Here is a 26,974-nt window from a genome sequence, read left to right as displayed (position 1 = left end):
GTTCCCGGCTGGAGGGTGCCGGCTGCCATTCCTTGATCAGACCAGCACGGGCACCCCGCAGCGCACGCCGGTCACCCAGATGTTCGCATAGCCCGCCTGAACCCCCAGCGTGGCGAGCAGGCTGGTCACCAGCGGGTCCACGGTTGCGCTCAGCACGCCGGCGACCGTCGTCTTGATGAGGGGGAGGTTCAGCAGGCCGTTGAGAAGGCTTACTCCGCCAAGGTTGACCTGCAGATTGGTTCCAAGCGATGCCACGAGCGAACCGAGCTGCGATCCGCTGACCACCCTGACGGACGCGCCGGCAATGCCCGGCTTGCTGGCGGAGGCGGGCCTGCCGATGGTTCCGTTCGCGCGGCTGAAGGTGACGGGCTGGGCGGCGGCGATGGGATCCTCGACGACGGACTTCAGCTTGATCAAGCCCAGCAATATGTAGGCGTCATCGAAATCGGCGCCGCTCAGCGGCTTGAACGGCAATGCCAGAGGGTCGGTACGGGGTATCCCGATATAGGCCTTTAGCAGGCTGGCCCGCGCGTTGACGGTGACGACGGAATCGGTGTCGGCCTCGGACGTGCACTGGATGTTAGCGACACTCGCGGAACCGGAGCCGATTTCGATGAGGACGGGAACCTTGACGATCGATCCGGCGCCGATGAGCGAGAGGACGGTGCCGAGAATGCCCAGATCGACGTCGACGTCGAGGCGCAGTCGCGTCACGGCGGTGTAGGCGCTTGTCTCGTTGGCCGGGCCATAGCCGAAGCGCGGATTGGACAGGACGTCGGTCGTCATGCCCGCCAGCCGCACCGCCGGGGTCAGCGACAGCGATGGCGGCTGGCCGCCGGCGAGCAGCGCATAGTTGAGCAGCTGGAAGGCGTTGATCCCGGCGCGCAGCGAGGTCTGGGCCTGGGCGTTGCCGACCGGCATCTTCTCCCAGACGCCGAGATCGGCGAGGCCGGTCAGCTTGACCTTGTAGGCGCTGCCGACCTGCGCCGACAGGTTGAGCAGCAGCGTGCTGGTCGGGGTGGAACCGGCGACCGCGGCGGCGTCGCCGGCCGCGCCGAGCACGTCGGAGAAGGCGATCGGGCTGCTCAGCAGCTCGGCATAGGTCCCGGTCCGGCCGGCGCGGGCCGCCAGCTTGTCCATGAACAGGCCCATGTCGATGTCGCTGCCCATCAGCGTCGTGATCTGGGCGCCGGTGAGCGCGATGTTGCGGCCGGTCAGCAGGGTGAGGAGCTGGTTGACCACGCCGTTGCTGAGGCCGAGCACGCCCGACGACACCTGTACCCCGGCCTCGTCGATCTTGGCGGCGGTGGCGGTCGCGGCGAGGTTGGGAATGGGGGAGGCGTTGCCGAGCAGCGCCAGCATATATTGGCTGCTGGGCTGGCTGGTCTTCAGCCGCACGGCGTTGGTCTGGCCGTTGCCGGGGCAGGGGCTCGCGGCGGCGCTGGCGAAGAAGCGGCCGGTCGGCGCGAGGCTCTTGTCGGGGCAGTAGCGCCCCGCCTGGATCGACTGGATGACGCTCGACGGATAACCGTTGCGCTGGAGATAGTCCTGCGCCCGCGACAGCGCGTTGGCGGGGTTGCCCGCGGCATAGAGCGCGGCGGCCTCGGTCGCGGCCTTGAGCCGCTTGCTGCCCGAATAGAAGGCGCCCACGTCGAGCGCGATCCCGGCCGTGCAGACCAGGCTCGCGCCGAGCACGGCGACGATCGGCGCGACGGCGGCCGAACGGTCGGACCAGAGGGAGCCGAGCCGCGCTATCATCGCGGGCCGTTCCCCTGGTCGGGGGCGATCGTCTGGCCGATCGAGCCGATATAGCGGCGATAGACCGCATCCGCCTCGTCGGGATCGAGGCCGGCGTCGGCGCCGGTGCGCGGCGGCGTCGCGAGCTGGCTGTCCATCACGCTGCGCGCCTCGCCGCGATGGAGGGCGGGCAGCGGCGTGGGCGGCGGCGGGCTCGCCGCGACGGTCGCGGCGGCCGCGATCAGGATCGCCATCATCGTCCGTTTTCCTTTCCCGGCAGGGCCGGCTCGCGGGCGATGCGCTTCGCCTCGGTGGTGATGGTGCGCAGCAATTCGGCCTGCGCCTTGCGGTTGCCGGTCGTGCGGATGCCGGCGGACAGCTCCTGCTTGCGGCCGGTGACGGCATAGGCGAGCAGCAGGTTGTTGCGGATCACCGTCTCGCCGGGGGCGAGGTCGCAGGCGCCGCGCAGCTCCTCGATCGCGCTGTCGCCCTCGCCGGCGCGGAGCTGGGCATAGCCGAGCGCGTTGCGCAGCAGCGGATCGGCGGGGCTGGCCGCCACCGCGGCCTGGTAACGCTCGCTCGCCTCGCGCCAATGGCCGCGCGCCGCCAGCGCATGGCCGCGCACCGCGTCGACCGTGGCATTGCCCTGGACCTTGGCGAGGGCCGCCACGATCCGCTCGGCCTCGTCCACCTGGCCCAGGTCGAGCAGGCTGTTCACCCGCAGCACCTGCGCGCCGACGTCGCCGGGAAAGCGCTTGTCGAAATCGTCGAGATAGGCGAGCGCCGCGCGCGGCCGCCCGTCGCTGCGCGCCTGGCCGATCAGCTGGAGATAGAGGCCGCGCGTCTGCGGTGTGGACGACTTGGCCGGCGGCGCGGCGCGTGCGGCGGAGGGCGCGACGACGGGGGGCGCGACCGCGAGCAGGAACAGGATCAGGGGCCGGATGGTCATCGCGCTTCCGATCGGATCATGTCGAACAGGCTCGCCACGGGCGGACCGCCCACGACGATGAAGATGGCGGGCAGGAAGCAGGCGATCAGCACCAGCACCATCTGGACCGAGATGCGGCCGATGCTCTCGCGGGCATGGGCGATGCGGCGCTCGGTGAACTCGCGGGTGAAGGTGCGCAGCGCCGGGGCCAGCTCGGTCCCCTGGAGCAGCGCCTGCTGGAACAGCGACGCCAGTTCCTTCGCGCCGCCGACCGCGGTGCGCTCGGCCCAGCGGCCGAGGGCGGCGTCGTAGCTCATGCCGCGATCGAGGTCGAACACCAGCCGGCGGACGGTGGCGGCCAGCCTGGGGGTCGCCTCATTCTCCTCGGTGGCGATCGAGCGGAAGCACTGGTCGAGGCTCAGGCCGCTTTCGAGCATCATCTGCAGCAGATCGAGCAGGAAGGGGAATTCGGCGGTGATCGCGCGCTGCCGCACGCCCTTGAGGAAGTGGAGCAGCCGCTTCGACAGCAGATAGGCGCCCGCGCCGGCGAGGATGACGGGCACCGGGCGCGACAGCGGCGCGCCGGTCGCGACCAGATTGGCGATCGCGGCGAGGCCGCAGGCGACGGCGGTCGCGCCGAGGCGCAGCCACAGGAAATATTCGATCGCGCGCGGATGGTGGATGCCGGCCTCGCGCAGCTCGCGGGCGATCTCGCTGCCGTCGCGGCCGCGCGGGGCGAGGAAGGCGGGGAGCTTGAGGCCGCCCCAGAGGGGCCGCGCCGCCTGCGCCGACACGGTCCGCGCGATGCGCGCCTCGACCCTCTGCATCGCGGCGAGCAGCACCATGCCCCGCGCCGTCGTCGCGACCGCGACGATCGCCAGCAGGAACCAGAGGAAGGCCAGCGCGTCCATCAGAAGTCCAGCCGCTGGATGCGCGCCATCGCGGCCGCGCCGATGAGCTGGAGCGCCACCGCGACCAGGGCGAGGGTGCGGCCGCGCTGCGGATCGAGGAAGAAGTCGAGATAGGCGTGGTTCGACAGCAGGAAGAAGGCCGCCAGGATCAGCGGCATCACCGCGAGCAGCTTCGCGCTCACCCGCATCTCGGCGGTGGCGGCGGCGATCTCGCGCGCGACCCGGCCGCGCTCGCGGATCAGCGCGGCGATGTTCGAGAGGATGTGGGTGAGCGGGCCGCCATAGCGGATGTTGACCCGGATCGCCGACGCCAGCATCGAGATCTCGGTGAGGTGGAGCCGGGTGGCGACCTGTTGCAGCGCCTCGCCGAGCGGGGCGCCGAGCTCGATCCGCCGGATCGCCGGGCCGAGATAGGCATGGACCGCGGGCGAGGAAGCGGGCAGCGCGCGGGCGAGCGCCTGGGGCAGCGAATTGCCGACCGCGATCAGCTGCCGGACCGCGTCGATGAAGAAGGGCAGGTCCTCGATGAGCTGTTCGGTGCGACGGCGCGCGCGGCGGCGCAGGTAGAAGAGCAGCGCGGCGGGCAGCGCGATCGCGACGACCAGCGCGGCGAAGGTCCCGAACGCCAGCAGCGCGCCGATCACGGCCAGCGCGAGCGCGCCGCTGACCGAGAGCAGCAGCCGGCTGGTCAGCAGGATCTGGGCGCGGGCCAGCAGCGGCGCGAGGATGTCGGGCACCGGGATGGTGTGCTGCGCCGTCGGCAGCGCGCCGGGGGCGACGCCGCGCAGATGGGCGGCCAGCCGCCGGTCGAGATGGGCGAAGGCCTGCGAGCGGGCGAGCATCACCTCATAGCCGGCCGTCAGCAGCAGCACGGCCGCGAGCAGCAGGAAGGCGATCCCCGTCACCACAGCCGCTGGTCCTTCCGCTCGTCGCGATAATTGCCGATGCGGTCGGCGAAATGCGGACGGTAGGAGGAGGTGCGGAACTCGCCGAGTCCGGACATGGGCGGCTGCTCCTCGAACGAGAACAGCTCGTTGAGCGAATAGGCCTCGCCCTCGATGCCGGTCACCTCGGTCACCGACATGATCCGGCGGCTGCCGTTGGTCAGCCGCTGGACATGGACGAGCAGGTGGACGCTGCTGGCGATGAAGCGGCGGGTGGCGCGGATGTCGTTCTGCAGCCCGGCGAAGCCGAGCAGCATCTCCAGCCGGGAGAAGGCGTCGCGCGGCGAATTGCCGTGGATCGTCGCCATCGACCCGTCATGGCCGGTGCTCATCGCCTGGAGCATCTCGACCGCCTCGACGCCGCGCACCTCGCCCAGGATGATCCGGTCGGGCCGCATCCGCAGCGCGTTGCGCAGCAGCTCGCGCGAACCGACCTCGCGGCTGCCCTCGACATTGCCGGGCCGGGTCTCGAGCCGGACGACGTGGCTCTGCCGCAATTGCAGCTCGGCGGCGTCCTCGATGGTGATCAGCCGCTGGCTCTCGTCGATGAAGCTCGACAGCATGTTGAGCAGCGTGGTCTTGCCCGCGCCGGTGCCGCCGCAGACCAGGACGTTGAGCCGGCCGCGCACGGCGGCGGCCAGGAAATCGGCCATGTCGGCGCTCATCGACTGGCGCTCGACGAAGTCGGCGATCGACATCGTCTGCATCCGGAACTTGCGGATCGACACCATCGGCCCGTCGATCGCGACCGGCGGGATGACGATGTTGACGCGCGAGCCGTCGGACAGCCGGGCGTCGACATAGGGGTTCGCCTCGTCGACTCGCCGGCCGATCTGGCCGACGATCCGGTGGATGATGTTCATCAGGTGGACATCGTCCTGGAAGCGCGTCTCGACGCGGGTCAGCTTGCCGGTCCGCTCGACATAGACGCGGTGCGGCCCGTTGACGATGATGTCGTCGACGGTCGGGTCGCGCAGCAGCGGAGCGAGCGGACCGAAGCCGCTCACCTCGTCCTCGATGTCCTCGATCAGCAGCAGCCTTTCGGCGCTGTTGAGCGCGAGCTGGCCGCGCCGGCTGCGGCTGGTGATCGCGATCTCGATCTCCTCGCGCAGCGGGCGGCTGGCCGGCCCGTCGGCCGCGTTGCCGCGCGCTTCGAGCTGCTCGATCACCTGGGCGTAGGTCTGCGCCTTGGCGAGCTGATAGGCGTCGCTCATCCGCTGGCTGACCGGCGAGGCGACGACCGCTCCGCCCGGTTCCGGCGCGACCGCGCGGGCGGGTTGCGCGAAATCGTCGAGCAGCAGGCTCATCGGCCGATCCCGATCCGGCCGGCGAACGCCTTGAGGCGATCGACCTGTTGCTCGACCGGCGAGCGCTGGGCCGGCGGCAGGCCGGCGACCCGGCGGACCGCGTCGACATAGGGGGTGGCGCCGGCGGCCGACAGCGGGGTGCCGGCGTTGAGCGCGTTGCGCAGACGGACATGGTCGACCGGAACCGCCATCGACCGGGTCAGGCCCAGCGCCTGGGCGACCCGCTGGCCGTCGAGCAGGACGCGGGGGTCATGGTCCCACACCAGCAGGCGGATACGCTCCGACATGGTCGCGTCGAGCTCGAGCTTCTCGAGCAGCCGGCGGGCGAGGCCGAGCTCGCGGATCGACTGCGAGCAGAGCAGCTCGATCCGGTCGGCCGAGCGGATCAGCTCGCGCAGCAGGCCCTGGTGGCGCAGGCTGCCCGCGCACAGCGTGACCTCGTCGAAATTGGCGCGCAGCAGCCGGACCAGCCGGGTGACGTCGTTGGCGGCGATCCCGGCGGGTTCCTGGCCGGTGCCGCCGTCGAGGGTCAGCAGCATCAGCCCGGTGCCTTCGTGCCGGGCGAGCGAGTTGGTGAGCAGCGTCCCGTCGAGCCGGTCGATGTCGGCGATCGCGGTGGCGATGCCGTAGCCGACCTGCACGTCGAGATAGGATTCGGCGATGCTGGTCGGCATGGTGCAGTCGACCAGCAGATGGTTGCCGCCCGCCTGCGACCGCTGGATCGCGAGGTCGGTGGCGAGGACGGCGGTCGCCTCGACGTCCGATCCGAGCAGGATGGTGAACGGCGCGGCGCGGCCGCGTTCGACCAGCGCGCCGTTGAGCAGCCGCGACAGCGTCTCGGCCGCCTCGGCCTCGTTGATCGAGCGGGCGAGGACGTCGCTCGCCCCGGCACGGATCGCCTGCAGGACGATCTCGGTGCTGCGCTCCTCGCTGGCCAGGACGATCGGCCGGCCGCCGGCCTGCGCGGCGACGGTGGTGATCGCGCTGCCCAGCGAGCGTTCGGGCGGCAGCGCGGAGCGGTCGAGCACGATGACGGTCGGCGTAGCGATGATCTCGGGCTCGAGCGCCTGGACCATGTTGACGGGCACGCGGCCTTCGAGCGCCGAGGACAGCCGCTCGGCGAGGTCGCGGTCGACCGAGAGAAGAGTGATCGTGCTCATCAACGCCTCACCACGCCGAACGGCGCCCTGCTCTGTTCGAGGCCGTCGGTGCCGACGATCATGTCGCCGATCGTCGGGTCGACCTCGTTGGTGGTGCCGGGCAACGGCGGTATCCGGCTCGGGTCCATCGGGCCGACCAGCCGCGGCGTCGCGACGATGATCAGCTCCTGGCTCTCGCGCTGGTTCTGCTGGCGCTTGAACAGCGCGCCGAGCACCGGGAGATCGCCGAGGAAGGGCGTCTTCTCCTTGCTCACCACCGAATTGCTGTAGGTGAGGCCGGCGATCACGAAGCTCTGGCCGCTGCCGAGCTGCACGGTCGTCTCGGTCGAGCGGCGGCGCAGGCCCGGGACCACATAGCCTTGCAGCCGCACCCCGTTGGTATAGTCGAGCTCGCTGACCTCGGGCGCGATCTTCAGGACGATGCGGTCCTTGCTCAGCACGAAGGGCGTCACCTTCAGCCGGACGCCGAACTCCTTGTACTCGATGCCGATCCCGTTGCCGTTGCCGTTGTTCTGCGGGACGGGGATCGGGACCTCGCCGCCGGCCAGGAAGCTCGCCTGCTCGCCCGAGCGGACCAGCAGGGTCGGCTGGGCGAGGAGCTGCGACAGGCCGTTGCTCGACAGCGCGCTCAGCACCGCGGTGATCCCGCGATTGGGCGCGGAGAGGAACAGGTTGAAGGCGTTCTGCAACGGCGCGGTGGTGTCGAGCGTCAGGCCGGTCGAGGTGCTGGAGAAATTGCCCAGCGTCGCCGGCGAGACGATCGCGCCCTGGAGGTCGCCGCTCAGCTTGGAGAAGTTGAAGCCCAGCGCGCGCAAGGTCGACGAGGAGACCGCCGCGAACTGGACGTCGACGGCGACGACCTGCTCGCCGTTCACCGAGAGGCTGTTGGCCGCGCCCCGGTCGGCGGAGCTCCGCTGGAGCGCGGCGCGCGCGGCGAGGCCGTCGACCGTGCCGGACAGCGATCCGTCATCCTCGTCGGCGCGGACGTCGCCGGTCGCGCCGCCCGGCAGCCCGACCGAGATCGCCGTCCGGCCGATCAGCGAGCCGTCGGCGGCGAACACCGACAGCGTCGCGAGGCCGGTGCCGATCGCGGTGACGCCGAGCGAGCGGCGGCTCGGCGCGCGCACCGCGATCACGCCCTCGCGGTCGACCTGGATGCGCGCGATCGGCTTGGGATAGTCGAGGACGCGCTTCACCCTGAGCTGGAGCGACAGACTGTCCTCGGCGGCCGTCGCGGCGGCCGGCCCGATCAGGGCGACGGCGGCGACGAGCGCGGTTGAAAGAAGCCGGGTCAATTGCTTGCGCTCCCGCCTGAGTAGATGATCTGGCGCCGGTCGCCCACGACCAGCTCGATCTGCTGGCCTTCCGCCTTCGGCCGCCGCGCGGCGCGGGGGGCGGGCTTGGGCTGGGCCTTCTGGGGTGCCGCCGCGGCGACCGGCCGGCCGACCAGTTCGCGATCGGCCGGATTGCGCAGCGACAGGTAGATCGCGCCGCGCGCCTTGGCGAGCGACAGGGTCGAGACGTCGGCCGGCGTCAGCGCCAGCGTGACGTTGCGGGCCTGGGGCGGCTGCGATTCGAACGACGAGACGCTCTTGTCCTCGTTCGCCGGGCCGCTGCCGATCACGACCTGGCCGACGGCGAGCACCTCGACCATCTGGAGCAGGGTGGCGGCCTGGCTGCCGCCCGGCCCGCGCAGCCCCGCGATCGCGTCGGTGCCCGGATAGACGACCTGGATGTCGACGCGGTCGCCGGGACGGACCAGGCCGGCCACCGCGATCTCGGACGTCGTGTCGATGCTGATCGCGCGCATCCCGACGGGCACGCGCAGCGCCAGCTTGTCCTCGGCGGCGATCGCCGCGCGGGGGATGGCGGCGCCGGCGGCGATCGGCTGCGTCGCGACCTTGCCGACGGCCTCGGCCGGCGAGGCGGTGGCGGCCTGCAGCGCCTTGGGAGCGGGACCGTTGCGGACGAGGTCGGGCGAGAGGGTCTCGCCGGTCTCGATCCTGCGGGCGGCGATCGCGAAGGCGGCTGGGGGGCCGCTCTCCACGATCGCCGCCACCGGAAGCGGGCGTGAGGGGGAGGGACGCCCAAGCTCCCGGAAGCCGAGGATGACGAACAACAGCGCGAACAGCAGTCCAGCCACCACGGTGATCTTGGCCCTGGTCCCAACCATCGATACGCAACCCCCCATGTCCGATACGCAATTGCGACTTCGCAAAACGCGGTTTCCGGCCGTTTTCGGGCCGGCATCGGGTTCGGAGGGACAATATCGCCTTCACCGTGCCTTGGGTGGCTGAGAAGAAACCGGTCCGGTTTTAATTTTCTTGGTGAACGGCCTTCGAAGCGCGGGCGAAAATGCGAGGAAGCCCGCAGCCGGAACATGCTTAACGTGGTTTCAAAACCGATCTGAATATAATTCCCTCCAAAAGGGATAGGACCGCTGTGGCAGCATTTGGGGCTTTAACTTAGATTTAACTCGGCGCAGCGCAGTGCGAATCGCAGGCGCGCGCGGGGAAGCCAATCCGCGGGCGTCGATCCCCGACACCCTCGTCCTGATCGCGACCGAGTCGGATCGCGCTGGAAAAGGGTGTGGTTTGGAGATAGCATCCCCGCTCGGGTGGCGCCGGCGGACGCTCGCTCTCCCCATGGCGAACGGCGGAGAGGTTGATTGCATCGACGGCCCGGTCTCATCTATTCCGTTGCCTTGGGATTGGCCGCGCTGGTCATCGCCGCCAAGGGCGATACCTCCCTCAGCTCCCATCTGCTGGTCGCCGCCGCTTCGGGGGCGCTGATCGGCCTCGGCAGCCGGCTGTGGATGGTGACGCTCGGCGTGGCGATGCTCGCCTGGCTCGCGACCCATCTCGCCACGTCCGGCCCGGCGCTGTGGCTCGTCGCGGTGACCCTGGTCCTGGGCGCGATACCCCGGCCGCGCCCGTTGCCGCGCTTGCCCGGCCCGGTGCTGGCGGCCGCGCCGGTGCTGATCGCGCTCGCCCTGCTGCTGGTCGCGCAGGGGCTGGCGGGCTGGCCGGCGTCGCTTCTCGCCCTCGCCTGCGTCGCGGCGACGCTCTACGGCGCCGCGCTGGTCGCGGCGGCGATCGTCGACCGCGGCGGCCCGGCGGCCTTACCGGTGCGGTCCGACCGCGTCGGCGCGATCGCCCGCCATTTCCTGCTCGGCCGGATCGCGCCGGGCCTGTCGCACGATCTCGGCCAGTCGCTGAACGTCATCATCATGGCGAACAGCAACATCGCCTATATCGTCGACCAGCTCGACCTGTCGGCCGAGGAGCGTTCCCAGCTCACCGCGCGGATCGCCCGGATCGGCACCCATTCGGACATGGCGGCGGGCATCCTCGGCCTGCTCCGCTGGTTCGGGCGCGACGATGCGCGCGACAAGGGGGCGATGACGGTGGGCAGCGCGCTCGAACGCGCGATCGCGGCGGTGCGGCCGCAGGCCCGCGCGGCGCGCATGGCGATCGAGCTGCGCGGCGACGCACTCGATTTCCCGGCGGCGGCGCGGCAGGGCGCGATCGAGATGATCGGCGTCGCGGCCCTGCTCGACCTGCTGGCGACGACCGGCGAGGAGGATGGGGAAGCGTCCCGGCGCATCGTCCTCGACGCCTCGCACGACGGCGGCGAGGTCGCGGTCCGCCTGCTCAGCGAGCATATGCCGCCCGAGGAGATGCGACGCTCGCCGGTCGACCAGGTGACGCTCGACCTCGCCAGCGACTTCGCCGGCCAGTGCGGCGGCGAGGTCCGTCAGGTCCGCCGCCGCAACGATCCCGTGCAGATGGTGATACGGCTGAAGCTGGCCGCGATCTGAACAGCGGCCCACAAGAAAATCGGATGGGCTATCGCCTTACCCACCCGGCGGTGCTTTAATCGCCCCGGCAGGTGGGCAGGGACGTTCTTCATGATGCAGCGCTTCTTCGTTTTCGTCCGGGCCGATCCCGGAAAGACGCACGATCTGGGCCTCGCCCTCGCGCAGAGCGGGATCGAGCATATCCGCGACATCAGCTCGATCAGCGGCAAGTGGGACCTGCTGCTGCGGGTCGAGATCGACAATCGCCGGGACATTTCCGAGGACGTGATCGCGAAGCTGTTCAAGCTGCCGCACATCCGCAAGACCAAGACGATCGTCGCCTACAAGGTCTACGACCCGGCCGACTACACGCTCGACGACGACTTCGGCTGATCGTCGGCCCCGTCGGGATAGAGTTCGGCGGCGGTGGCGCGCAGCTCGGCCGCCACGGCCTCGGCGGCGGGGGAGAGCAGCGTGCCCTTGCGGCGTGAAATGCCGATCGTCCCGACCGGGAAGGTCGCCGCCGGCAGGATGATGGCCAGCCCGTCGCGATCGGGGCCATGATCGATCACCGGCCGGGGCCAGACGCCGAGCATGTCGCTGTCGAGAAGCAGCCGGTGGTTGGTCAGGAAGGAGATCGATTCGATCGCCGCCGGCGGCGAATTGAGCCCGGCGTCGTGGAACAGCGCCTCGAACTGCCGGCGCAGCGTCGTCTCGGGCGGCGGCAATATCCAGTCGAAGCCGAGCAGCTCGTGCAGCGGCACGCCCGCGCGGCCGGCGAGCGGATGCCCCCGGCGGGAGATCACCGCGAAGACGTCCCTGAGCAGCGGTTCCTGGTCGACGTCGTTGCGATGGCGGATCTGCGACAGCCGGCCGAGCACCAGGTCGAGCTCGCCCGACAGCAGGCGCGGCATCAGATGGTCGTTGGTGCCCTCGACGATGCGCAGGCTGATGTTCGGCCGGGTGCGGCGGAGCCGGAGCAGCGTCGTCGGGAGGAGGTGGCTCGACGCGGCGAGCAGCGTGCCCAGCGCCACCGTGCCGCTGGCGCCGGTCGACAGCGCCTGCAGCGCCATCGAGGTCTGGCCGAGCTGGGCGAGGATGACGCGCGCGTGGCGGATGAATTCGCGGCCGAGCTCGGTGGGCTCGACGCCGCGGTTGCCGCGGAAGAACAGCGGCGCGTGGAGGCTGTCCTCGAGATCCTGGAGCAGCTTGCTCGCGGTCGGCTGCGACAGGCCGAGCGCGCCCGCCGCGCGCAGGATGCTGCCATTCTCGGCAATCGCGACGGCGAGCTGGAAGTGCCGCAGCCTTGCCCATTGTTCGAACGATGCCATGGCGTTCTGATATCGGAAAATGGAATATCGCGGCAAGAATTATATCAATAGTCTGATTTCTGGCCGATCCTATAGTCGGGCCATGGAGACGAGACTCAAGGCCATCCTCGGCACCCGGCCGCCGCGCAGCCTGTCCTGCTACGTCAACGGCGCCTGGCGTCCGGGCGTATCGCGTTTCACCAAATATTCGCCGATCGACGGATCGCCGGTCGCCGAGGTCGAGGAGGCGGGCGCCGCGCTCGTCGACGAGGCGGTGGCGGCGGCGCGGGCGGCCAGCCGCCGCTGGCGCGAGACCCCGCTGTCGGAGCGCCGCCGGCTGCTGCACCGCATCGCCGACGAGATCGAGCGCCGCTTCGACGCGTTCGTCGAGGCCGAGGTGTTGGACACCGGGCGCCCCGAGAGCCAGGCGCGCACCCTGGACATCCCGCGCGGCGCGGCCAATTTCCGGACCTTCGCCGATCTCGTCGGCGCGGAATCGGGCGAGGTCTTCGAGACCGAGACCCCCGATGGTGCCGGCGCGATCAACTATACGATCCGCAAGCCGCACGGCGTGGTGGCGATCGTGTCGCCGTGGAACCTGCCCTTCCTGCTGCTGACCTGGAAGGTCGCGCCGGCCCTGGCGCTGGGCAATTGCGTAGTCGCAAAACCGTCGGAGGAGACGCCCGCCACCGCGACGCTGCTGGCCGAGGTGATGCACGCGGTCGGCCTTCCCGAGGGCGTGTTCAACCTGGTCCACGGCCATGGGCCCGAGGCGACCGGCGAATTCCTGACCCGCCATCCCGGCGTCGACGCGATCACCTTCACCGGGGAGACGCGGACCGGGGCGGCGATCATGCGCGCCGCCGCCGAGGGCGTCCGGCCGATCTCGTTCGAGCTGGGCGGCAAGAACGCCGCGATCATATTCGCCGACTGCGACCTCGAAAAGACGCTCGACGGCGTCGCGCGCTCGACCTTCCTCAACTGCGGGCAGGTCTGCCTGTGCACCGAGCGGATCTATGTCGAGCGACCGATCTTCGACCGCTTCGTGCAGGGCCTGAAGGAGCGGGCCGAGCGGCTGGCGCCGGGGATGCCCGACGATCCGGCGACCACGCTGGGGCCGCTGATCTCGCGCGAGCATCGCGACAAGGTGCTGTCCTATTATGCGCTGGCGCGCGACGAGGGCGCGGTCGTCGTGACCGGCGGCGGCGTGCCGTCGCTGGGGGACTGGCTCGACGGCGGCTGCTGGGTCGAGCCGACGATCCTCACCGGCTTGCCGCAGACCGCCCGGTTGCTCCAGGAAGAGGTGTTCGGGCCGATCGCCCATATCGCCCCGTTCGACACCGAGGAGGAGGCGATCATGCTCGCCAACGATACGCGCTACGGACTGGCGGCGGCGATCTGGACCGAGAATCTGTCGCGCGGGCATCGCGTCGCCCGCGCGATGGAAACCGGCATCGCCTGGGTCAACAGCTGGTTCCTGCGCGACCTGCGCACGCCGTTCGGCGGCGTCCGCCTGTCCGGCCTCGGCCGCGAAGGGGGCGCCCATTCGCTCGCCTTCTACGGCGAGCCGATGAACATCTGCGTGAAGCTGTGAGCGCGCCCGTCGAACAGGTGGCAGCGCTGCTGCGCGACGCCGCGGCGAGCGGCCAGCCATGCCCGCCGGTCCGCGACCGGATCGCCGACGCCGATATCGCCACCGCCTATGCGGTCCAGAAGCGCAACGTGGAGGTCGCGACGGCCTCCGGCGGGCGGATCGTCGGCCGCAAGATCGGGCTGACCAGCCCGGAGGTGCAGAAGCAGCTCGGCGTCGACCAGCCCGATTTCGGGACACTGCTCGCCGCCATGGCGATCCCCGACGGGGCCGATATCCCGGCCGGCATGGTCCTCCAGCCCCGCGTCGAGGCCGAGATCGCCTTCGTCCTCGACCGCGACGTCACGGAAACCGGGCTGACCGTCGCCGACATCGTCCGGTCGATCGCCTTCGCGCTGCCGGCGATCGAGGTGGTGGGAAGCCGCATCGCCGACTGGGACATCGGCATCGTCGACACGATCGCCGACAATGCGTCGGCCGGGGCGTTCGTGCTGGGCGGGTCGCCGCGCCTGCTGCGCGACCTCGACCTGCGCGGCTGCGGGATGCGGCTCGACCATCGCGGCGAGCCGGTCTCGACCGGGGCCGGCGCCGCCTGCCTGGGCCATCCGCTCAACGCCGTGCTGTGGCTGGCGGAGGCGCTGATCCGGCAGGGAGAAGGCCTGCGCGCGGGCGACATCGTGCTGTCGGGCGCGCTCGGCCCGATGGTCGCGGCGACACCGGGCGAGGTCTATGAGGCGAGGATATCCGGGCTGGGATCGGTCCGCGCCATTTTCGGGGAGGCGAGGGCATGACCGGCATCGACCGCGCGATGCTGCTCGAACAGGCGAGGCTCGACCGGCAAGCGATCCCGCAGTTCGACCCCGGCATCGACATCGACGAGGCCTATCGGGTGCAGACCCGGCTGGTCGAGCAGCGGCTGGCCGGGGGCGACCGCGTGATCGGCATGAAGATGGGCTTCACCAGCCGGGCCAAGATGGTCCAGATGGGCGTCTCCGACATGATCTGGGGGCGGCTGACCCGCGACATGCAGGTCGACGACGGCGACCGGGTCGACGTCTCGCGCTTCATCCACCCGCGCGCCGAGCCCGAGATCGCCTTCCTGCTGCGCAAGCCGCTGGCCGGCCGGGTGACGGCGATCGAGGCGCTCGATGCGGTGGCGGCGGTCGCCCCGGCGATCGAGATCATCGACAGCCGCTTCCGCAGCTTCCGCTTCTCGCTGACCGACGTGGTCGCCGACAATTGCTCGAGCGCGGCGTTCGTGATCGGACCCTGGGCGCCGCCGTCGCTCGACCTGTCCAACCTCGGCATGATCTTCAGCGTCGACGGGCGGCCCAGCCATTGCGCGTCGAGCGCGGCGCTGCTCGGCCATCCGGCGCGGTCGCTGGTCGCGGCGGCGCGGCTGGTCGAGAGCCATGGCGCGCTCGGCGGCGAGCTCGCCGCCGGATCGGTCGTGCTCGCCGGGGCGGCGACGGCGGCGGTCGCGCTCGTCCCCGGCCAGGACATCTCGCTCGAAGTGGAACGGCTCGGCATGGTCTCGTTCAGCGTCGGGGGCGGGGCATGAGCGGGCCGGGGCTGGTCGCCGGCGCCGCGCAGCCGCGCGGCCGCTTCCCGCATTTCCGCCGCGCGGGCGACTTCGTGTTCGTGTCGGGGACGAGCAGCCGCCGGCCCGACAACAGCTTCGCGGGCGCGGAGGCCGACGCGATGGGGGTGACGCGGGTCGACATCGCCGAGCAGACCCGCGCGGTGATCCTAAACATCGAGCGGATATTGCAGGAGGCCGGCGGAACGCTGGCCGACATCGTCGACATCACCGCCTTCCTCGTCAACATGCACGACTTCGGCGGGTACAACGCCGTCTATGGCGAATATTTCTCGGAGAGCGGGCCGACCCGGACCACCGTCGCGGTGCACCAGCTGCCCCATCCGCTGCTGCTGATCGAGATGAAGGCGGTCGCCTATATTCCGGACCATCGGGGAGCCAGGTCATGAACGAAAAAGCGGTCGCGCCCTTCCGGCTGGACCAGTGGATCGCCGACAACCGGCACCTGCTCCAGCCGCCCGTGTCGAACAAGCTGCTGTTCGAGGACAAGTCGGGGATGATCGTCCAGATCATCGGCGGCGGAAACCGGCGGACCGACTTCCACGACGATCCCGTCCAGGAATTCTTCTACCAGCTCAAGGGCGACATGATCCTCAAGGTCCATGAGGACGGCGCGGTGCGCGACGTCCGGATCGGCGAGGGCGAGGTCTACCTGCTGCCGCCGCGCGTCCCTCATTCGCCGCAGCGGCCCGACCCGGACTCGATCGGGCTGGTGCTGGAGGGCGAGCGGCGGCCGGGGATGCTCGACGGCTTCGTCTGGTATTGCTTCGGCTGCGGCGCGCAGGTCGACCGGGTCGAGGTCGCGCTCCAGGACATCGTCGCGGACCTGCCGCCGCTGTTCGACGCCTTCTACGCCAGCGAGGCGCGGCGGACCTGCCGCGCCTGCGGCGAGGTGCATCCCGGCAAGGCGCCGCCAGCCGGCTGGGTGACGCTCTGATGGCGGCGCCGCGACTGATCGACATCCATTCGCATTTCTTCCCGCACAGCTGGCCCGACCTGTCGGCCCGCTTCGGCGGCGACTGGCCGTGGATGCGGCACGAGGGCGCCCGGCGCGCGACGGTGATGATCGGCGATCGTCCGTTCCGGCCGGTCTATGACGCCTGCTGGGACATGGCGGTCCGGCTGGAGGAGATGGACCGCCACGGCGTCGACCACCAGATCATGTGCGCGACGCCGGTGCTGTTCGCCTATGACCGTCCGGTCGACCAGGCGGCCGAGGTCGCGCGCATCTTCAACGACGCCGCGATCGAGCTGCGCGAGCAGGGGCGGGGGCGGATCGACGTGCTCTGCCAGGTGCCGCTCCAGGACGGCGACGCCGCCTGCCGCGAGCTCGAACGGGCGATGGCCGCCGGCCATGTCGGCGTGCAGATCGGCAATCATGTCGGCGACCGCGACCTCGATGACGAGAGCATCCTCGTCTTCCTGCAGCATTGCGCGAGCCTCGGCGCGGCGGTGCTGGTCCATCCGTGGGACATGATCGGCACCGGCTCGCCGCGGATGCGCGACTATATGCTGCCATGGCTCGTCGGGATGCCCGCCGAGACGCAGCTCTCGATCCTGCGCCTGATCCTGTCGGGGGCGTTCGAGCGGCTGCCGAGGGACTTGAGGATCTGCTTCGCCCATGGCGGGGGGAGTTTCCCCTATCTGCTCGGCCGGGCCGAGAATGCGTGGCGCGAGCGCGACATCGTCCGCAAGGACTGCCCGCACCCGCCCTCGCACTATCTCGACCGCTTCCATGTCGATGCGGCGGTGTTCGACGCGGGCGCGCTGAAGCTGCTGGTCGACGTGATGGGCGAGGACCGGGTGCTGTTCGGCACCGACTATCCCTTCCCGCTCGGCGAGAAGGAGATGGGGGCGCTGGTGCTCGGGTCGACCCTCGACGATGCGGTCAAGGCGAAGATCCTCGCCGGCAATGCGAGCCGCTTCTTCGGGCTGGAGGAGCGGCGCGTCCTGGTCGGGGCCTAGGCGGAGGCGGGCAATCGGCGCATAGGGGGTGCATGTTGTCCCAGACCGACGCGCCGCCCGCCTTCGACCCGACCTCGCTTCGCCGCGACGGCTTCGCGATCGTCGAGGCGGCGGAGATGTGCGCGCTGCTGCCGGCGGCGGCGGCCGAGGATTTCGCGGGCTTCGCGGGAAGCTGGGAACGGCTCGGCGACGATCGCTTCATGGCCGACGGGGGGCGCTACCGGCGGCGGCGGCACGCGGTCTTCGCGGTCGGGCGGGATGTCGTGCGCAAGCCGCACCAGCCGCATTACCAGAGCCGCGACTACAACATCCTCAACGGCGGGATCGAACGCTGGTTCGAGCCGGTCGAGCCGGACATCGCCGCCGGCCCGACCCTGCGGGGCGTGATCGGCTTCGCGGATGGCGTCTTCACGGCGTCGTCGTCCCGCCCCGAAACGGGATGGCATGTCGAGGTCCACCAGTTCCGGATCGAGGCCGCCGCCGACATGGCCGGGCTGCCGACGCCGGAGGGACTCCACCGCGACGGCGTCGACTGGGTGCTGGTGATGCTGGTCGCGCGCCACAATGTCGAGGAGGGCGTGACCAAGATCCACGGGCCCGACCGGCGCGAGATCGGCTCCTTCTGCCTCGCGGAGCCGTTCGACGCGGTGCTGATCGACGATCACCGCATCTATCATGCGGTCACCCCGATCGTGCCGATCGATCCCGAGCGGCCCGCCTATCGCGACGTGCTCGTCGTCACTTTCCGGGCGGCGTAGCGACCAGGTCGAGGACGCGGCCGGGATCGGCGGCGTCGTTGCACAGCAGCAGGCAGAGCTGCGCGAGCGTGTCGGCCGCCGCGTCGCCGCCGTCGGGCAGGCTCGCGCTGATCGCCGCGTACATCCGTTCGAGCGGGGTGTCGTTGCGCACGACCGGTGGCGCGCCGGCCGTGTCGCGCGGCGTCCGCCCGGTCGCGACGTCCATCGCCGCCGCGATCGCGGCCGGATCGGCCGAGGCGAGCCGGGCCGCGACATGCTCGTCGGGGCGGACGAGATAGACCGGATGGCGATCGGCCGCGAAGGTCCGCGCGAGGGCATCGTCGCCGCGGATCGTCACGACGGCGAGGTCGTCGGTCGGGGCAGGCACGGCGCCGGCGGGCAGATGGTCCGCGAACAGCAGCAGGGTGAAGCGCGTCGGCGCGAGCGCGTCGTGGAGATGGACGGCGCGGCCGTCGATCGTGACCGGCAGGTTGGGCAGGACCGCGCCGGGGCGGATGCCTGCGGGGTCGTCGTCGACGGCGATCGCCGGCGAGGCGTCGTAGACATGGGCGGTCGACTGGCGCGGGTTGAGCAACTCGCTCGCCCAGCGATGCCGGCCCGACAGCGACAGCACCGCGTCGCGCATCCGCTGGAAGCCTTCGCTCGGCGGCGACATGAACCAGGTGCTCTTGGTCGCGGCGGCCAGATTCTCGCGGGTCGCGCGCACCCGCTCGGCCGAATAGCTGTCGAGCAGCGCGGGCGGGGCCTTGCCGGCGGCGACCAGCGCCAGCTTCCAGGCGAGGTTATGGGCGTCGTCGATCCCCGAATTGAGGCCGCGCACGCCGAAGATCGGCACGAGGTGCGCGGCGTCGCCGGCCAGCATCACCCGCCCGTGGCGGTAGCTGTCGAGGGTCAGCGCATGGGCCCGGTAGATGCTCTTCCAGACGAGCGTCCAGTTCGCGGTCACGCCCATCATGTCGAGCTGCGCCTGGAGCAGCGGCAGCAGGCGCTCCTCCTCCAGCATCTCGTCGCCGTCCTCGTCGCGAAGCTGGATGTCGATGCGCCAGATGCCGTCGGGCTGGACGTGGAGGATGACGGTCGATCCCGGATTGGACGGCGGATCGAACCAGACGTGGCGCTCGACCGGCCGCTCGATTCCCGCCACCTCGATGTCGGCGATCAGGTAGCGGCCCTCGTAGGAATCGCCCTGGAGCTTGAGGCCGAGCGCCTGGCGGACCACCGATCGCGCGCCGTCGGCGGCGACCACCCAGCCGGCCTTCACCCGCCGGACGCCCTCGGGGCCCTCGACCTCGACCATGACATGGTCGGGGCCGGGCTCGACCGCGCGGACGAGATGGTTCCAGCGCACCACGCCGGGGCCGGCGGCACGCTCGGCGGCGTCGAGCAGGAACTGCTCGCTATAATATTGCTGGAGGTTGATGAACGGCGCGTGCCGGTCCTCGGGCGCGAACGGCATCTCCAGCTCGAAGGCGAGGCGGTCGCGATAGAAGGTCTTGCCGCGCGACCAGGGCAGGCCCTTGGCGGCGAAGGCCGGGCCGGCGCCGATCCGGTCGAAGATCTCCTGGCTGCGGCGCGACAGGCAGATCGCCCGGCTGCTCCAGCTGATCTCGCTCTTGCCGTCGATCACCACCGGCCGCCGCCCGTGCCGGGCCAGGTCGGCCGCCAGCGCCAGGCCCACCGGCCCCGCGCCCACGATCAGGATGTCGGCCTCGTCGCCGGTCTCGTGCAGGATATCGCTCATGGCCGACGTCCCTACGACAGCCATGGCGCCAAGCCAATCCGCTGGCCTCCCGCTTTCGTCATCCCGGCGAAAGCCGGGATCTCCCTGCCTTTCCTCGTCTCGGGATGGAGGGCGAAAAGGAAGAAAAGGGAGATCCCAGCTTTCGCCGGGATGACGGGAAAGGGATTCAGCCCGCCGGGGTGCGTTCCGCCTGCGAGACCGCGTCGGCGGCGCGCAGCGCGGCGATGATCTTCATCAGGTGCTGGACGTCGTGGACCTCGATCGTCACGTCATAGGTGTGGAACGCCGCGTCGCGGTGCGACAGCGACAGGTTGACGATGTTGGCGTGGTGCGCGCCGAGGATGCCCGACATGATGCCGAGCGCGCCCGGCTCGTTCTTGACGATCACGGTCAGCCGCGCGGTGCCGCCGTCCGATCCGTCGCCCCAGGCGAGGTCGACCCAGTCGGCGTCCTGCTGCTCGGCCAGCCTGCTGCAGTCGATCGTGTGGACCTCGACCGGATGGTCGGGCCGGCGCACGCCGATGATGCGGTCGCCGGGCACCGGGTTGCAGCATTCGGCGAGCTGGAAGGCAACGCCGGGGGTCAGCCCCTTCATCGAGATCGCCTCGCGCTGCCCGGTCTCGCGCCGCTTGACGCCGGCCTTCTCGGCGCTGCCCGGCATCAGCGCGTCCATCACCGTGGCGTCGTCGATCAGCTTGCGCGCGATCGACTCCATCAGCGCTTCCTCGTCGGGAAGCTTGAGCCGCTTGAGCGCCTCGGGCAGCGCCTCGGGGCCGAGCGGGGCGGGGATGCGGCGGACGATCTCGTCGTAGAATTTGCGGCCGAGGGCGATCGTCTCCTCGCGCTCCTTGTGGCGGACGAAGCGGCGGATCGCGGCGCGCGCCTTGCCGGTGAAGGCGAAGGTCAGCCACTCGACCTGCGGCTCCTGCGCCTTCGAGCGGAGGATCTGCACCTGGTCGCCATTCTCGATCAGGGTGCGCAGCGGCACCACCCGGCCGTTGATCTTGGCGCCGACCGTGGTGTCGCCGACATCGGTGTGGACGGCATAGGCGAAGTCGATCGCGGTCGATCCCTTGGGGAGCTGGATCAGCTCGCCGGTCGGGCTGAAGGCGAAGATCCGGTCCTGGTACATCGCCATCCGGGTATGCTCGAGCAGCTCCTCCGGATTGTCGGCATGTTCGAGGATGTCGACCAGGTCGCGGATCCAGCTGTGGTTGCCCTGCTCGCCGGCCGGCTTGCCCTGCTTGTACGCCCAGTGCGCGGCCAGGCCATATTCGGCCTCGGCGTGCATCTCCTCGGTGCGGATCTGCACCTCGATGCGCATCTTCTCCGAATGGATGATCGAGGTGTGGAGCGAGCGGTAGCCGTTGCGCTTCGGGGTCGAGATATAGTCCTTGAAGCGGCCCGGCACCATCGGCCAGCGGCGGTGGAGCACGCCCAGCGCCTTGTAGCATTCGTCGATGTCGGCGACGATCACGCGGAACGCCATCACGTCGGAGAGCTGCTCGAAGCTGATGTGCCGTTCGGCCATCTTCTTCCAGATCGAATAGGGGTGCTTCTCGCGCCCCTGGATCTCGGCCTGAACGCCGGCGCGGCCGAGCTGGAGGCGCAGGCCCGAGCTGATCCGCGAGATCAGATCGCCGCCGCCCTCGTTGAGCTGCTTGAGCCGCTTGGTGATCGACGCATAGGCGTCGGGTTCGAGCTGCTGGAAGGCGAGCGTCTGCATCTCGCGCATGAACTCGTACATGCCGATCCGCTCGGCGAGCGGGGCGTAGATGTCCATCGTCTCGCGCGCGATGCGGCGGCGCTTCTGCTCCGACGGGATGTGATGGAGCGTGCGCATGTTGTGCAGCCGGTCGGCCAGCTTGACCAGCAGCACGCGGATGTCGCTCGACATGGCGAGCAGGAATTTGCGCAGATTCTCGGCGGCGCGCTCATTCTCGGTCTGCGCCTCGATCTTCGACAGCTTGGTGACGCCGTCGACCAGCCGCGCGACCGAGGGGCCGAAGCTCTTCTCGATCTGCTCGGGCGTGGCGACCGTGTCCTCGATCGTGTCGTGGAGGATCGCGGTGGCGATCGTCTCGTCGTCGAGCTGGAGGTCGGTCAGGATGCCCGCCACCTCGATCGGGTGGCTGAAATAGGGATCGCCGCTGGCGCGCTTCTGGCTGCCATGCGCCTGCATCGAAAACACATAGGCGCGGTTGAGCAGGGCCTCATCCGCGTCCGGATCGTAGCTCAACACCCGATCGACGAGTTCATATTGTCTCAGCACGCTATCATGATGGGGTTTCGGCCCACGCCGATGCAACTGGCAAAAGCGGAAATTTGTGGCCGTTCAGCCACAAAATGGGACCTAAATGCATCAGATACGGAACGACCCGCCGGCCGGGGGGCTGGCGGGTCGTCACGAAAGGTCCGTCGCTAAAGGACGAAGCGGCTTATTCGTAGTCGCCGCCGATATTCTGGTTGCGCGGCGGAGCGGCGGCGGTGAGGCGCAGCGCCTCGGCCGACGCGGCCAGCGAGCCGATCTCGTCCGGCGCATCGTCGTCGTCGACGCGGACGCGCTGCAGCGTCGAGACGACCGCCTCGTGCAGCTCCTCCGGCGTGACGGTCTGCTCGGCGATCTCGCGCAGGGCGACGACCGGATTCTTGTCGCGGTCGCGATCGATCGTCAGTTCGGCCCCGCCCGAGATCTGGCGCGCCCGCTGGGCAGCCATCAGCACCAGGTCGAACCGGTTGGAAATCTTGTCGACGCAATCCTCGACGGTGACGCGCGCCATGAAACGCTCCGCTGTAACTGGGAAATCGGAAAGAGGGCGCGGCTATCAGGCCGGGGGCCGAATGTAAAGGAAAATGGGCGAGGATGCCGGGAAAGCGCCTATTCTCCGGCCGCCTTATGGGCCCAGAACAGGCCGCAGGGGGGAATGTTCCACCATTCGAGGTCGCGGTCGATCGACTCGAACAGCGGTTCTAGCAGCGACAGCACATAGGCCGAATATTGATAGACCAGGAACGAGCCGCCCGGCGCCAGCACCCGGTGGGTCGCCTCGGCGATCGCGGGGCCCATGCCGCCGGGGAGCGTCGAGAAGGGCAGGCCGGAGAGGACATAGTCGGCCTTGTCGAAGCCGTGCGCGGCGACGATCTCGTTGACGTCGGCGGCCGATCCGTGGACCGCGACGAAGCGGCTGTCGGAGAATTTGCGGCGCAGGAAGTCGATGAAGACCGGATTGGTGTCGATCACCAGCAGGGTCGCGTCGGCGGGCAGCCGTTCGAGGATGGTGCCGCAGAAGGTGCCGACCCCGGGGCCATATTCGACGAACAATTTCGTCCGGCTCCAGTCGACCGGCGCCAGCATCGCGTCGATCGTCCGCCGCGACGACGGGATGATCGAGCCGATCATCACCGGATGACGCAGGAATTCCCGGAAGAACAGGGCGAAGGGGTTGATCGAGGCGGAGGGCCTGTTGGCGTCAACGCTGCTGCCAAGCGCCCGATCGACCATTAAACTCACCCATAGCTGGCCCGGACGGGCTGTGATCCTCTACCATCCTCCGTTCGCAAATGCCGCGGCCAAAGGCAAGCGTCGGCCGTTACGGATACGACAGGACGATCCCTCAACCGCCCGAGCCGCCCCGCGGTTGCGTGGCGGGCAAAAAAAAAGGCCGATCCCGAAGGACCGGCCGTAAAGTTTTTAGGAGAGGATGCCTGAAAGGCCCGTTCTTTTTGCGTTGCGGCATCAATTTTAGCAAATGCGCAGTTGGTTTGGATGATTGCACTATTTGCAACCTTGAATTCCCGATAATCCGTTGTTTATAAGAGGGTGGTCGCCGGCCCTGGAAGGGCCTTGCGTCATTTTGCATTGCAACGTGAATCCGCCCGGATGGAGGCATGCATGCGAAGACTGCCCCCGTTGACTGCGATCGAGGCCTTCGTCCAGGTCGCCCGGCTCGGTTCGGTCAAGGCCGCCGCCGAGGAACTGGCGCTGTCCTCCCCGGCGCTCAGCCGCCGCGTCCAGGCGCTCGAGCGCTTCATGGGGCGCAACCTGTTCGAGCGCCGCCACCAGGCGATGATCCTGTCGACCGAGGGCGAGAAGCTGCTGTCGCGGATCGCCCCCGCGCTCGACCAGCTCACCCTGGCGATCGACGCCACCTCGGGCGAGAGCGAGCTGCTGCGGCTGCGGCTCGGGGTGATGCCGCTGTTCGCCTCGCAGCGGCTGATGGGCCGGCTGCCCGAGCTGCGCGGGCTCCATCCCGAACTGCATATCGACATCGACACCGCCAGCCATGCGCTGGCCCGGCTGGGCGAGGGGGTCGACGCCGCGATCGTGCTGGCGCGCGACATCGATTCGAGCCTCTATTCGCGGCGGATCGACCGCGACACCGCGGTCGCGATCGTCAACCGATCGCTGCTGACCGGCCGCTATCCGGTCAGCAAGCTCGACGATATCGGCCGGCTGACCATCTTCCTCCACCGCGACATGCCCGAGCTGTTCAACATGTGGCGCGAGGCGCTCGGCCGGCCCGACATCGAGCCGGCGGCGGTCGACCTGTTCGATTCGGGCCAGCTCATGCTCGACGCGGCGGCGCAGGGGCTGGGGGTGGCGTTCATGCTCAAGAGCCATCTCGACGACGCGCATGACGACCGGCTGGCCAGCCTGTTCGACGACAGCGTCGAGAGCCCCTACGGCTATTGGTTCGCCTGCCGCCGCCCGGCGCTGTCGACCCGCGCGGTGCGGCTGTTCCACGACTGGCTGTTCGCGGCGGCGTGACGGTGGCTCCCCTCCCTGCCAGGGAGGGGTTGGGGGTGGGTTGCGAGCGAAGCGAGCATCCCCGGGCCAGGCGCAGAACTCCACCAAGGGGCGTCGAGCCCCTTGGTTCCGTCACCCACCCCTGGCCCCTCCCTTGCAGGGAGGGGGAGGTCCCAAAGAAAAAGGCGGGAGCATCGCCCCCGCCTTTGCCTTTTCGCGATGTCCGGCCTTCTCAGGCGTCGGCGGCGATGCGCGCCTTGACGATCTTGCCCGGCGCGCGCGGCGGCTCGCCCTTGGGGAGCGCGTCGACATGCTCCATGCCCGATTCGACCACGCCCCAGACGGTGTACTGGCCGTCGAGGAAGCGGGCGTCGTCGAAGCAGATGAAGAACTGGCTGTTGGCGCTGTTCGGGTTCGAGCTGCGCGCCATCGAGCAGACGCCGCGGACGTGCGGCTCGCGGCTGAACTCGGCCTTCAGGTTCGGCTTTTCCGAACCGCCCATGCCGGTGCCGGTCGGGTCGCCGCCCTGCGCCATGAAGCCGTCGATCACGCGGTGGAACACCACGCCGTCGTAGAAGCCCTCGCGGGCCAGGGTCTTGATCTGATCGACATGGCTGGGGGCGAGGTCGGGACGCAGGGCGATGACGACGTCGCCGCCGTCCAGCGTCAGGATCAGGGTGTTTTCGGGATCGGCGGCCATCATCTTCTCCTGTCGGCAAGCGAATCTCGGCCCGTCCCTATCGGGAACTTTCCTACAAGGCGAGCGATGATTGCCGGGCGGGCGCCGGGTCGTGCCGGCTTCCGCCGGAACCCGTCCGGCGATACACGGGGCCGGTGACGGAGTCGGAAACCAACCAGCAACACGACGTGGCGGTCGTTCCGATCGCCCCCCTCCCGAAGATGATCGTGACCACGGCGATCATGGCCGCGACGATCCTCGTCGTGCTCGACCAGACGATCGCGACCGTGGCGCTGCCGCACATGCAGGCGGCGCTGGGCGCGACGCCCGATACGGTCACCTGGGTGCTGACCTCCTACATCATGGCGACGGCGGTCGGCACGCCGCTCACCGCCTGGCTGACGGGGCGCTTCGGCCGCCGCCAGGTGTTCCTGGTCTGCGTCCTCGGCTTCACGATCAGCTCGATGCTGTGCGGGGCCGCGACCTCGCTGCCGATGATGGTCGCCTGCCGGCTGGCGCAGGGCTTCTTCGGCGCCTTCCTGATGCCGATGTCGCAGGCCTTCCTCTACGACATGAATCCGCCCTCGCTGCAGGTCCGCGCGATCACCATGTGGGGGATCGGCGCGATGGTCGGGCCGATCGTCGGGCCGGTGCTGGGCGGTTATCTGACCGACGCCTTCGACTGGCGCTGGGTGTTCTTCGTCAACGTGCCGGTCGGCATCGTCGCGCTGGCCGGCGTCTTCTTCGGATTGCCCGAATTCCCGTCGGCGCGGCGGTCGTTCGACCATGTCGGCTTCATCATGATCGCGGTCGCGCTCTGTTCGCTCCAGCTCGCGCTCGATCGCGGCACCCAGCAGGACTGGCTCGATTCGCCCGAGATCATCGCCGAGTTCGGCCTGAGCATCGCCGCCTTCTGGATGCTGATCTTCCATCTCCGCCGCTCGCGCCATCCGATCATCTCGCCGGGACTGTTCGCCAATCCCAGCTTCTCCGGCGCGATGGTGCTCGCCTTCGTGCTGATGCCGACGATCATCGCCAGCAACGCGCTGCTGCCGCAGCTCTTCGTCCAGCTGCTCGGCTATCCGGTCGCGACCGCGGGGGAGATGATGCTGCCGCGCGGCATCGCCATGACGATCGGCATCTTCCTCGGCGGACAGTTCACCCGCTGGATGGACGGCCGGCTCCAGGTCGCGCTGGGGGTCTGCATCGTCATCGCCTCGCTCTACGTCCAGACCGGCTTCAACATGGAGATGGACCAGCATCTGATCATCTGGGCGGGGGTGCTGCAGGGCTTCGGCACCGGCCTGTCGATGACGGTGCTCAACTTCACCGCCATGTCGAGCGCGCCGCTCTCGCACCGGACCGAGGCGGCGGCGCTCTATTCGCTGTCGCGCAACACCGGCTCGTCGATCATGCTGGCGATCTTCTCGGGACTGCTGGCGCACGACGTCCAGGTCAACCATGCCGAGCTCGGCGCGCGGATATCGTCGGGCGGCGGGATGTCGCTGCACCTGTCGCGGATCTGGGCCGGCAACAGCCTCGACGCGCCGATCGCCGCGATGGCCGAGGTCGAGGTCAACCGCCAGGCGATGATGATCGCCTATATCAACGATTTCTGGGTGATGATGTGGCTGGTAGCCGCGATGCTGCCGCTGGTGCTGCTGTTGCGGCCCGGGAAGGCGCCGAAGGGCAGCGGCGAGAGCCTCGCCGCGCTGGCGGATTAACGGCCGGATTCCGGCCGTTTCCGCATTGCCGTTTCCGCCCGCGGCGCCTAGACGAGCCGCTGCGCGGCTCGAA

26 protein-coding genes are annotated in these 26,974 nt (G+C 69.7%); 11 read left to right on the top strand and 15 right to left on the bottom strand.

Annotated features, from left to right (window positions below; genetic code table 11):
• Positions 1–36: 36 nt before the first annotated feature.
• From HRJ34_RS14225 to cpaB, 9 genes are read right to left on the bottom strand one after another with little or no spacing between them, the layout of a single operon-like run.
• A complete protein-coding gene (locus HRJ34_RS14225; protein WP_208631553.1) occupies positions 37–1,758 on the bottom strand; it encodes a TadG family pilus assembly protein in 1,722 nt (573 codons plus the stop codon).
• Positions 1,755–1,994, bottom strand: a complete 240-nt coding sequence (locus HRJ34_RS14220; protein WP_208631552.1) for a hypothetical protein — start codon at positions 1,992–1,994, stop codon at positions 1,755–1,757. The genes HRJ34_RS14225 and HRJ34_RS14220 overlap by 4 nt, the downstream gene beginning before the upstream one ends.
• Positions 1,991–2,686, bottom strand: coding sequence for a tetratricopeptide repeat protein (locus tag HRJ34_RS14215; RefSeq protein WP_208631551.1), 696 nt, complete (start codon positions 2,684–2,686; stop codon positions 1,991–1,993). Before HRJ34_RS14215 ends, HRJ34_RS14220 begins: the two co-directional genes overlap by 4 nt.
• The gene (locus tag HRJ34_RS14210) at positions 2,683–3,576 is read right to left on the bottom strand and encodes a type II secretion system F family protein (RefSeq protein WP_029993646.1); all 894 of its coding nucleotides are present in this window, start codon (positions 3,574–3,576) and stop codon (positions 2,683–2,685) included. Before HRJ34_RS14210 ends, HRJ34_RS14215 begins: the two co-directional genes overlap by 4 nt.
• On the bottom strand, positions 3,576–4,481 hold the full coding sequence (locus HRJ34_RS14205) for a type II secretion system F family protein (RefSeq protein ID WP_226948547.1): 906 nt from the start codon (positions 4,479–4,481) through the stop codon (positions 3,576–3,578). The genes HRJ34_RS14210 and HRJ34_RS14205 overlap by 1 nt, the downstream gene beginning before the upstream one ends.
• Positions 4,478–5,827, bottom strand: coding sequence for a CpaF family protein (locus tag HRJ34_RS14200; RefSeq protein WP_012049697.1), 1,350 nt, complete (start codon positions 5,825–5,827; stop codon positions 4,478–4,480). Before HRJ34_RS14200 ends, HRJ34_RS14205 begins: the two co-directional genes overlap by 4 nt.
• Entirely contained in the window at positions 5,824–6,987 is a 1,164-nt protein-coding gene (locus tag HRJ34_RS14195; protein ID WP_029993648.1) for an AAA family ATPase, read from the bottom strand. Before HRJ34_RS14195 ends, HRJ34_RS14200 begins: the two co-directional genes overlap by 4 nt.
• Positions 6,987–8,282 carry a type II and III secretion system protein family protein gene (locus tag HRJ34_RS14190; RefSeq protein ID WP_012049699.1) on the bottom strand — a complete coding sequence of 432 codons (1,296 nt, stop codon included), beginning with the start codon at positions 8,280–8,282 and terminating at the stop codon, positions 6,987–6,989. The genes HRJ34_RS14195 and HRJ34_RS14190 overlap by 1 nt, the downstream gene beginning before the upstream one ends.
• Positions 8,279–9,160 carry a Flp pilus assembly protein CpaB gene (cpaB, locus tag HRJ34_RS14185; RefSeq protein WP_012049700.1) on the bottom strand — a complete coding sequence of 294 codons (882 nt, stop codon included), beginning with the start codon at positions 9,158–9,160 and terminating at the stop codon, positions 8,279–8,281. Before cpaB ends, HRJ34_RS14190 begins: the two co-directional genes overlap by 4 nt.
• A gap of 531 nt (positions 9,161–9,691) precedes the next feature.
• Here cpaB and HRJ34_RS14180 point away from each other — a divergent pair.
• Together HRJ34_RS14180 and HRJ34_RS14175 are read left to right on the top strand one after the other, a co-directional pair.
• The gene (locus HRJ34_RS14180; protein ID WP_208631550.1) at positions 9,692–10,807 is read left to right on the top strand and encodes a sensor histidine kinase; all 1,116 of its coding nucleotides are present in this window, start codon (positions 9,692–9,694) and stop codon (positions 10,805–10,807) included.
• A 90-nt stretch (positions 10,808–10,897) separates the two neighbouring features.
• On the top strand, positions 10,898–11,179 hold the full coding sequence (locus tag HRJ34_RS14175) for an Lrp/AsnC ligand binding domain-containing protein (protein ID WP_012049702.1): 282 nt from the start codon (positions 10,898–10,900) through the stop codon (positions 11,177–11,179).
• Here HRJ34_RS14175 and HRJ34_RS14170 read toward each other — a convergent pair.
• Positions 11,152–12,117, bottom strand: a complete 966-nt coding sequence (locus HRJ34_RS14170; protein ID WP_208631549.1) for a LysR family transcriptional regulator — start codon at positions 12,115–12,117, stop codon at positions 11,152–11,154. The genes HRJ34_RS14175 and HRJ34_RS14170 overlap by 28 nt on opposite strands.
• An 82-nt stretch (positions 12,118–12,199) precedes the next feature.
• Between HRJ34_RS14170 and HRJ34_RS14165 the strand changes: the two genes are divergently transcribed.
• Genes HRJ34_RS14165 through HRJ34_RS14135 form a run of 7 tightly spaced genes read left to right on the top strand, consistent with a single transcriptional unit; the run spans position 12,200 to position 18,010 of the window.
• The gene (locus HRJ34_RS14165) at positions 12,200–13,690 is read left to right on the top strand and encodes a 2-hydroxymuconic semialdehyde dehydrogenase (protein ID WP_208631548.1); all 1,491 of its coding nucleotides are present in this window, start codon (positions 12,200–12,202) and stop codon (positions 13,688–13,690) included.
• Entirely contained in the window at positions 13,687–14,478 is a 792-nt protein-coding gene (locus tag HRJ34_RS14160) for a 2-keto-4-pentenoate hydratase (protein WP_208631547.1), read from the top strand. The genes HRJ34_RS14165 and HRJ34_RS14160 overlap by 4 nt, the downstream gene beginning before the upstream one ends.
• A complete protein-coding gene (locus HRJ34_RS14155; protein WP_208631546.1) occupies positions 14,475–15,248 on the top strand; it encodes a 2-keto-4-pentenoate hydratase in 774 nt (257 codons plus the stop codon). The genes HRJ34_RS14160 and HRJ34_RS14155 overlap by 4 nt, the downstream gene beginning before the upstream one ends.
• Positions 15,245–15,676, top strand: coding sequence for a RidA family protein (locus HRJ34_RS14150; protein WP_016744275.1), 432 nt, complete (start codon positions 15,245–15,247; stop codon positions 15,674–15,676). Before HRJ34_RS14155 ends, HRJ34_RS14150 begins: the two co-directional genes overlap by 4 nt.
• On the top strand, positions 15,673–16,224 hold the full coding sequence (locus tag HRJ34_RS14145) for a 3-hydroxyanthranilate 3,4-dioxygenase (protein ID WP_012049708.1): 552 nt from the start codon (positions 15,673–15,675) through the stop codon (positions 16,222–16,224). The genes HRJ34_RS14150 and HRJ34_RS14145 overlap by 4 nt, the downstream gene beginning before the upstream one ends.
• Complete coding sequence (locus tag HRJ34_RS14140; protein WP_012049709.1) at positions 16,224–17,252, top strand: amidohydrolase family protein; 1,029 nt, start codon at positions 16,224–16,226, stop codon at positions 17,250–17,252. Before HRJ34_RS14145 ends, HRJ34_RS14140 begins: the two co-directional genes overlap by 1 nt.
• Before the next feature lie 32 nt (positions 17,253–17,284).
• Positions 17,285–18,010 carry a 2OG-Fe dioxygenase family protein gene (locus HRJ34_RS14135; protein WP_208631545.1) on the top strand — a complete coding sequence of 242 codons (726 nt, stop codon included), beginning with the start codon at positions 17,285–17,287 and terminating at the stop codon, positions 18,008–18,010.
• Here HRJ34_RS14135 and HRJ34_RS14130 read toward each other — a convergent pair.
• The 4 genes from HRJ34_RS14130 to HRJ34_RS14115 all read right to left on the bottom strand — a co-directional run bounded on the left by HRJ34_RS14130 (position 17,991) and on the right by HRJ34_RS14115 (position 23,253).
• Positions 17,991–19,751 (bottom strand): FAD-dependent monooxygenase, encoded by a 1,761-nt coding sequence (locus HRJ34_RS14130; protein WP_208631544.1) that lies wholly within the window; start codon positions 19,749–19,751, stop codon positions 17,991–17,993. The genes HRJ34_RS14135 and HRJ34_RS14130 overlap by 20 nt on opposite strands.
• A 166-nt stretch (positions 19,752–19,917) precedes the next feature.
• Positions 19,918–22,023, bottom strand: a complete 2,106-nt coding sequence (locus tag HRJ34_RS14125; RefSeq protein WP_012049712.1) for a RelA/SpoT family protein — start codon at positions 22,021–22,023, stop codon at positions 19,918–19,920.
• 166 nt (positions 22,024–22,189) lie between these two features.
• Positions 22,190–22,531: a DNA-directed RNA polymerase subunit omega gene (gene rpoZ, locus HRJ34_RS14120; RefSeq protein ID WP_012049713.1), complete on the bottom strand. Its 342-nt coding sequence runs from the start codon at positions 22,529–22,531 to the stop codon at positions 22,190–22,192.
• 98 nt (positions 22,532–22,629) lie between these two features.
• Positions 22,630–23,253 carry a class I SAM-dependent methyltransferase gene (locus HRJ34_RS14115; protein ID WP_012049714.1) on the bottom strand — a complete coding sequence of 208 codons (624 nt, stop codon included), beginning with the start codon at positions 23,251–23,253 and terminating at the stop codon, positions 22,630–22,632.
• Between the two features lie 390 nt (positions 23,254–23,643).
• Between HRJ34_RS14115 and HRJ34_RS14110 the strand changes: the two genes are divergently transcribed.
• Positions 23,644–24,519 (top strand): LysR substrate-binding domain-containing protein, encoded by an 876-nt coding sequence (locus tag HRJ34_RS14110; protein ID WP_012049715.1) that lies wholly within the window; start codon positions 23,644–23,646, stop codon positions 24,517–24,519.
• A gap of 211 nt (positions 24,520–24,730) precedes the next feature.
• Here the strand turns inward: HRJ34_RS14110 and HRJ34_RS14105 are convergent, their stop codons facing one another.
• Entirely contained in the window at positions 24,731–25,198 is a 468-nt protein-coding gene (locus HRJ34_RS14105) for a peptidylprolyl isomerase (protein ID WP_208631543.1), read from the bottom strand.
• Between the two features lie 134 nt (positions 25,199–25,332).
• Between HRJ34_RS14105 and HRJ34_RS14100 the strand changes: the two genes are divergently transcribed.
• On the top strand, positions 25,333–26,901 hold the full coding sequence (locus HRJ34_RS14100; protein ID WP_016744269.1) for a DHA2 family efflux MFS transporter permease subunit: 1,569 nt from the start codon (positions 25,333–25,335) through the stop codon (positions 26,899–26,901).
• Positions 26,902–26,974: the final 73 nt, after the last annotated feature.

This window comes from Rhizorhabdus wittichii (genome assembly GCF_017607425.1).
GTDB lineage: Bacteria > Pseudomonadota > Alphaproteobacteria > Sphingomonadales > Sphingomonadaceae > Rhizorhabdus > Rhizorhabdus wittichii.
The sequence above is the reverse complement of the archived record's forward strand: the minus strand, read 5'-3'. Positions and strand labels throughout refer to the sequence as shown.

Excerpts from the sequence above, each read along its gene's own strand:
- HRJ34_RS14225 (WP_208631553.1), bottom strand. The coding sequence starts at position 1,758 with ATGATAGCGCGGCTCGGCTCCCTCTGGTCCGACCGTTCGGCCGCCGTC.
- HRJ34_RS14220 (WP_208631552.1), bottom strand. The coding sequence starts at position 1,994 with ATGATGGCGATCCTGATCGCGGCCGCCGCGACCGTCGCGGCGAGCCCG.
- HRJ34_RS14215 (WP_208631551.1), bottom strand. The coding sequence starts at position 2,686 with ATGACCATCCGGCCCCTGATCCTGTTCCTGCTCGCGGTCGCGCCCCCC.
- HRJ34_RS14210 (WP_029993646.1), bottom strand. The coding sequence starts at position 3,576 with ATGGACGCGCTGGCCTTCCTCTGGTTCCTGCTGGCGATCGTCGCGGTC.
- HRJ34_RS14200 (WP_012049697.1), bottom strand. The coding sequence starts at position 5,827 with ATGAGCCTGCTGCTCGACGATTTCGCGCAACCCGCCCGCGCGGTCGCG.
- HRJ34_RS14195 (WP_029993648.1), bottom strand. The coding sequence starts at position 6,987 with ATGAGCACGATCACTCTTCTCTCGGTCGACCGCGACCTCGCCGAGCGG.
- cpaB (WP_012049700.1), bottom strand. The coding sequence starts at position 9,160 with ATGGTTGGGACCAGGGCCAAGATCACCGTGGTGGCTGGACTGCTGTTC.
- HRJ34_RS14175 (WP_012049702.1), top strand. The coding sequence starts at position 10,898 with ATGATGCAGCGCTTCTTCGTTTTCGTCCGGGCCGATCCCGGAAAGACG.
- HRJ34_RS14170 (WP_208631549.1), bottom strand. The coding sequence starts at position 12,117 with ATGGCATCGTTCGAACAATGGGCAAGGCTGCGGCACTTCCAGCTCGCC.
- HRJ34_RS14165 (WP_208631548.1), top strand. The coding sequence starts at position 12,200 with ATGGAGACGAGACTCAAGGCCATCCTCGGCACCCGGCCGCCGCGCAGC.
- HRJ34_RS14155 (WP_208631546.1), top strand. The coding sequence starts at position 14,475 with ATGACCGGCATCGACCGCGCGATGCTGCTCGAACAGGCGAGGCTCGAC.
- HRJ34_RS14150 (WP_016744275.1), top strand. The coding sequence starts at position 15,245 with ATGAGCGGGCCGGGGCTGGTCGCCGGCGCCGCGCAGCCGCGCGGCCGC.
- HRJ34_RS14145 (WP_012049708.1), top strand. The coding sequence starts at position 15,673 with ATGAACGAAAAAGCGGTCGCGCCCTTCCGGCTGGACCAGTGGATCGCC.
- HRJ34_RS14140 (WP_012049709.1), top strand. The coding sequence starts at position 16,224 with ATGGCGGCGCCGCGACTGATCGACATCCATTCGCATTTCTTCCCGCAC.
- HRJ34_RS14135 (WP_208631545.1), top strand. The coding sequence starts at position 17,285 with ATGTTGTCCCAGACCGACGCGCCGCCCGCCTTCGACCCGACCTCGCTT.
- HRJ34_RS14130 (WP_208631544.1), bottom strand. The coding sequence starts at position 19,751 with ATGAGCGATATCCTGCACGAGACCGGCGACGAGGCCGACATCCTGATC.
- rpoZ (WP_012049713.1), bottom strand. The coding sequence starts at position 22,531 with ATGGCGCGCGTCACCGTCGAGGATTGCGTCGACAAGATTTCCAACCGG.
- HRJ34_RS14115 (WP_012049714.1), bottom strand. The coding sequence starts at position 23,253 with ATGGTCGATCGGGCGCTTGGCAGCAGCGTTGACGCCAACAGGCCCTCC.
- HRJ34_RS14110 (WP_012049715.1), top strand. The coding sequence starts at position 23,644 with ATGCGAAGACTGCCCCCGTTGACTGCGATCGAGGCCTTCGTCCAGGTC.
- HRJ34_RS14105 (WP_208631543.1), bottom strand. The coding sequence starts at position 25,198 with ATGGCCGCCGATCCCGAAAACACCCTGATCCTGACGCTGGACGGCGGC.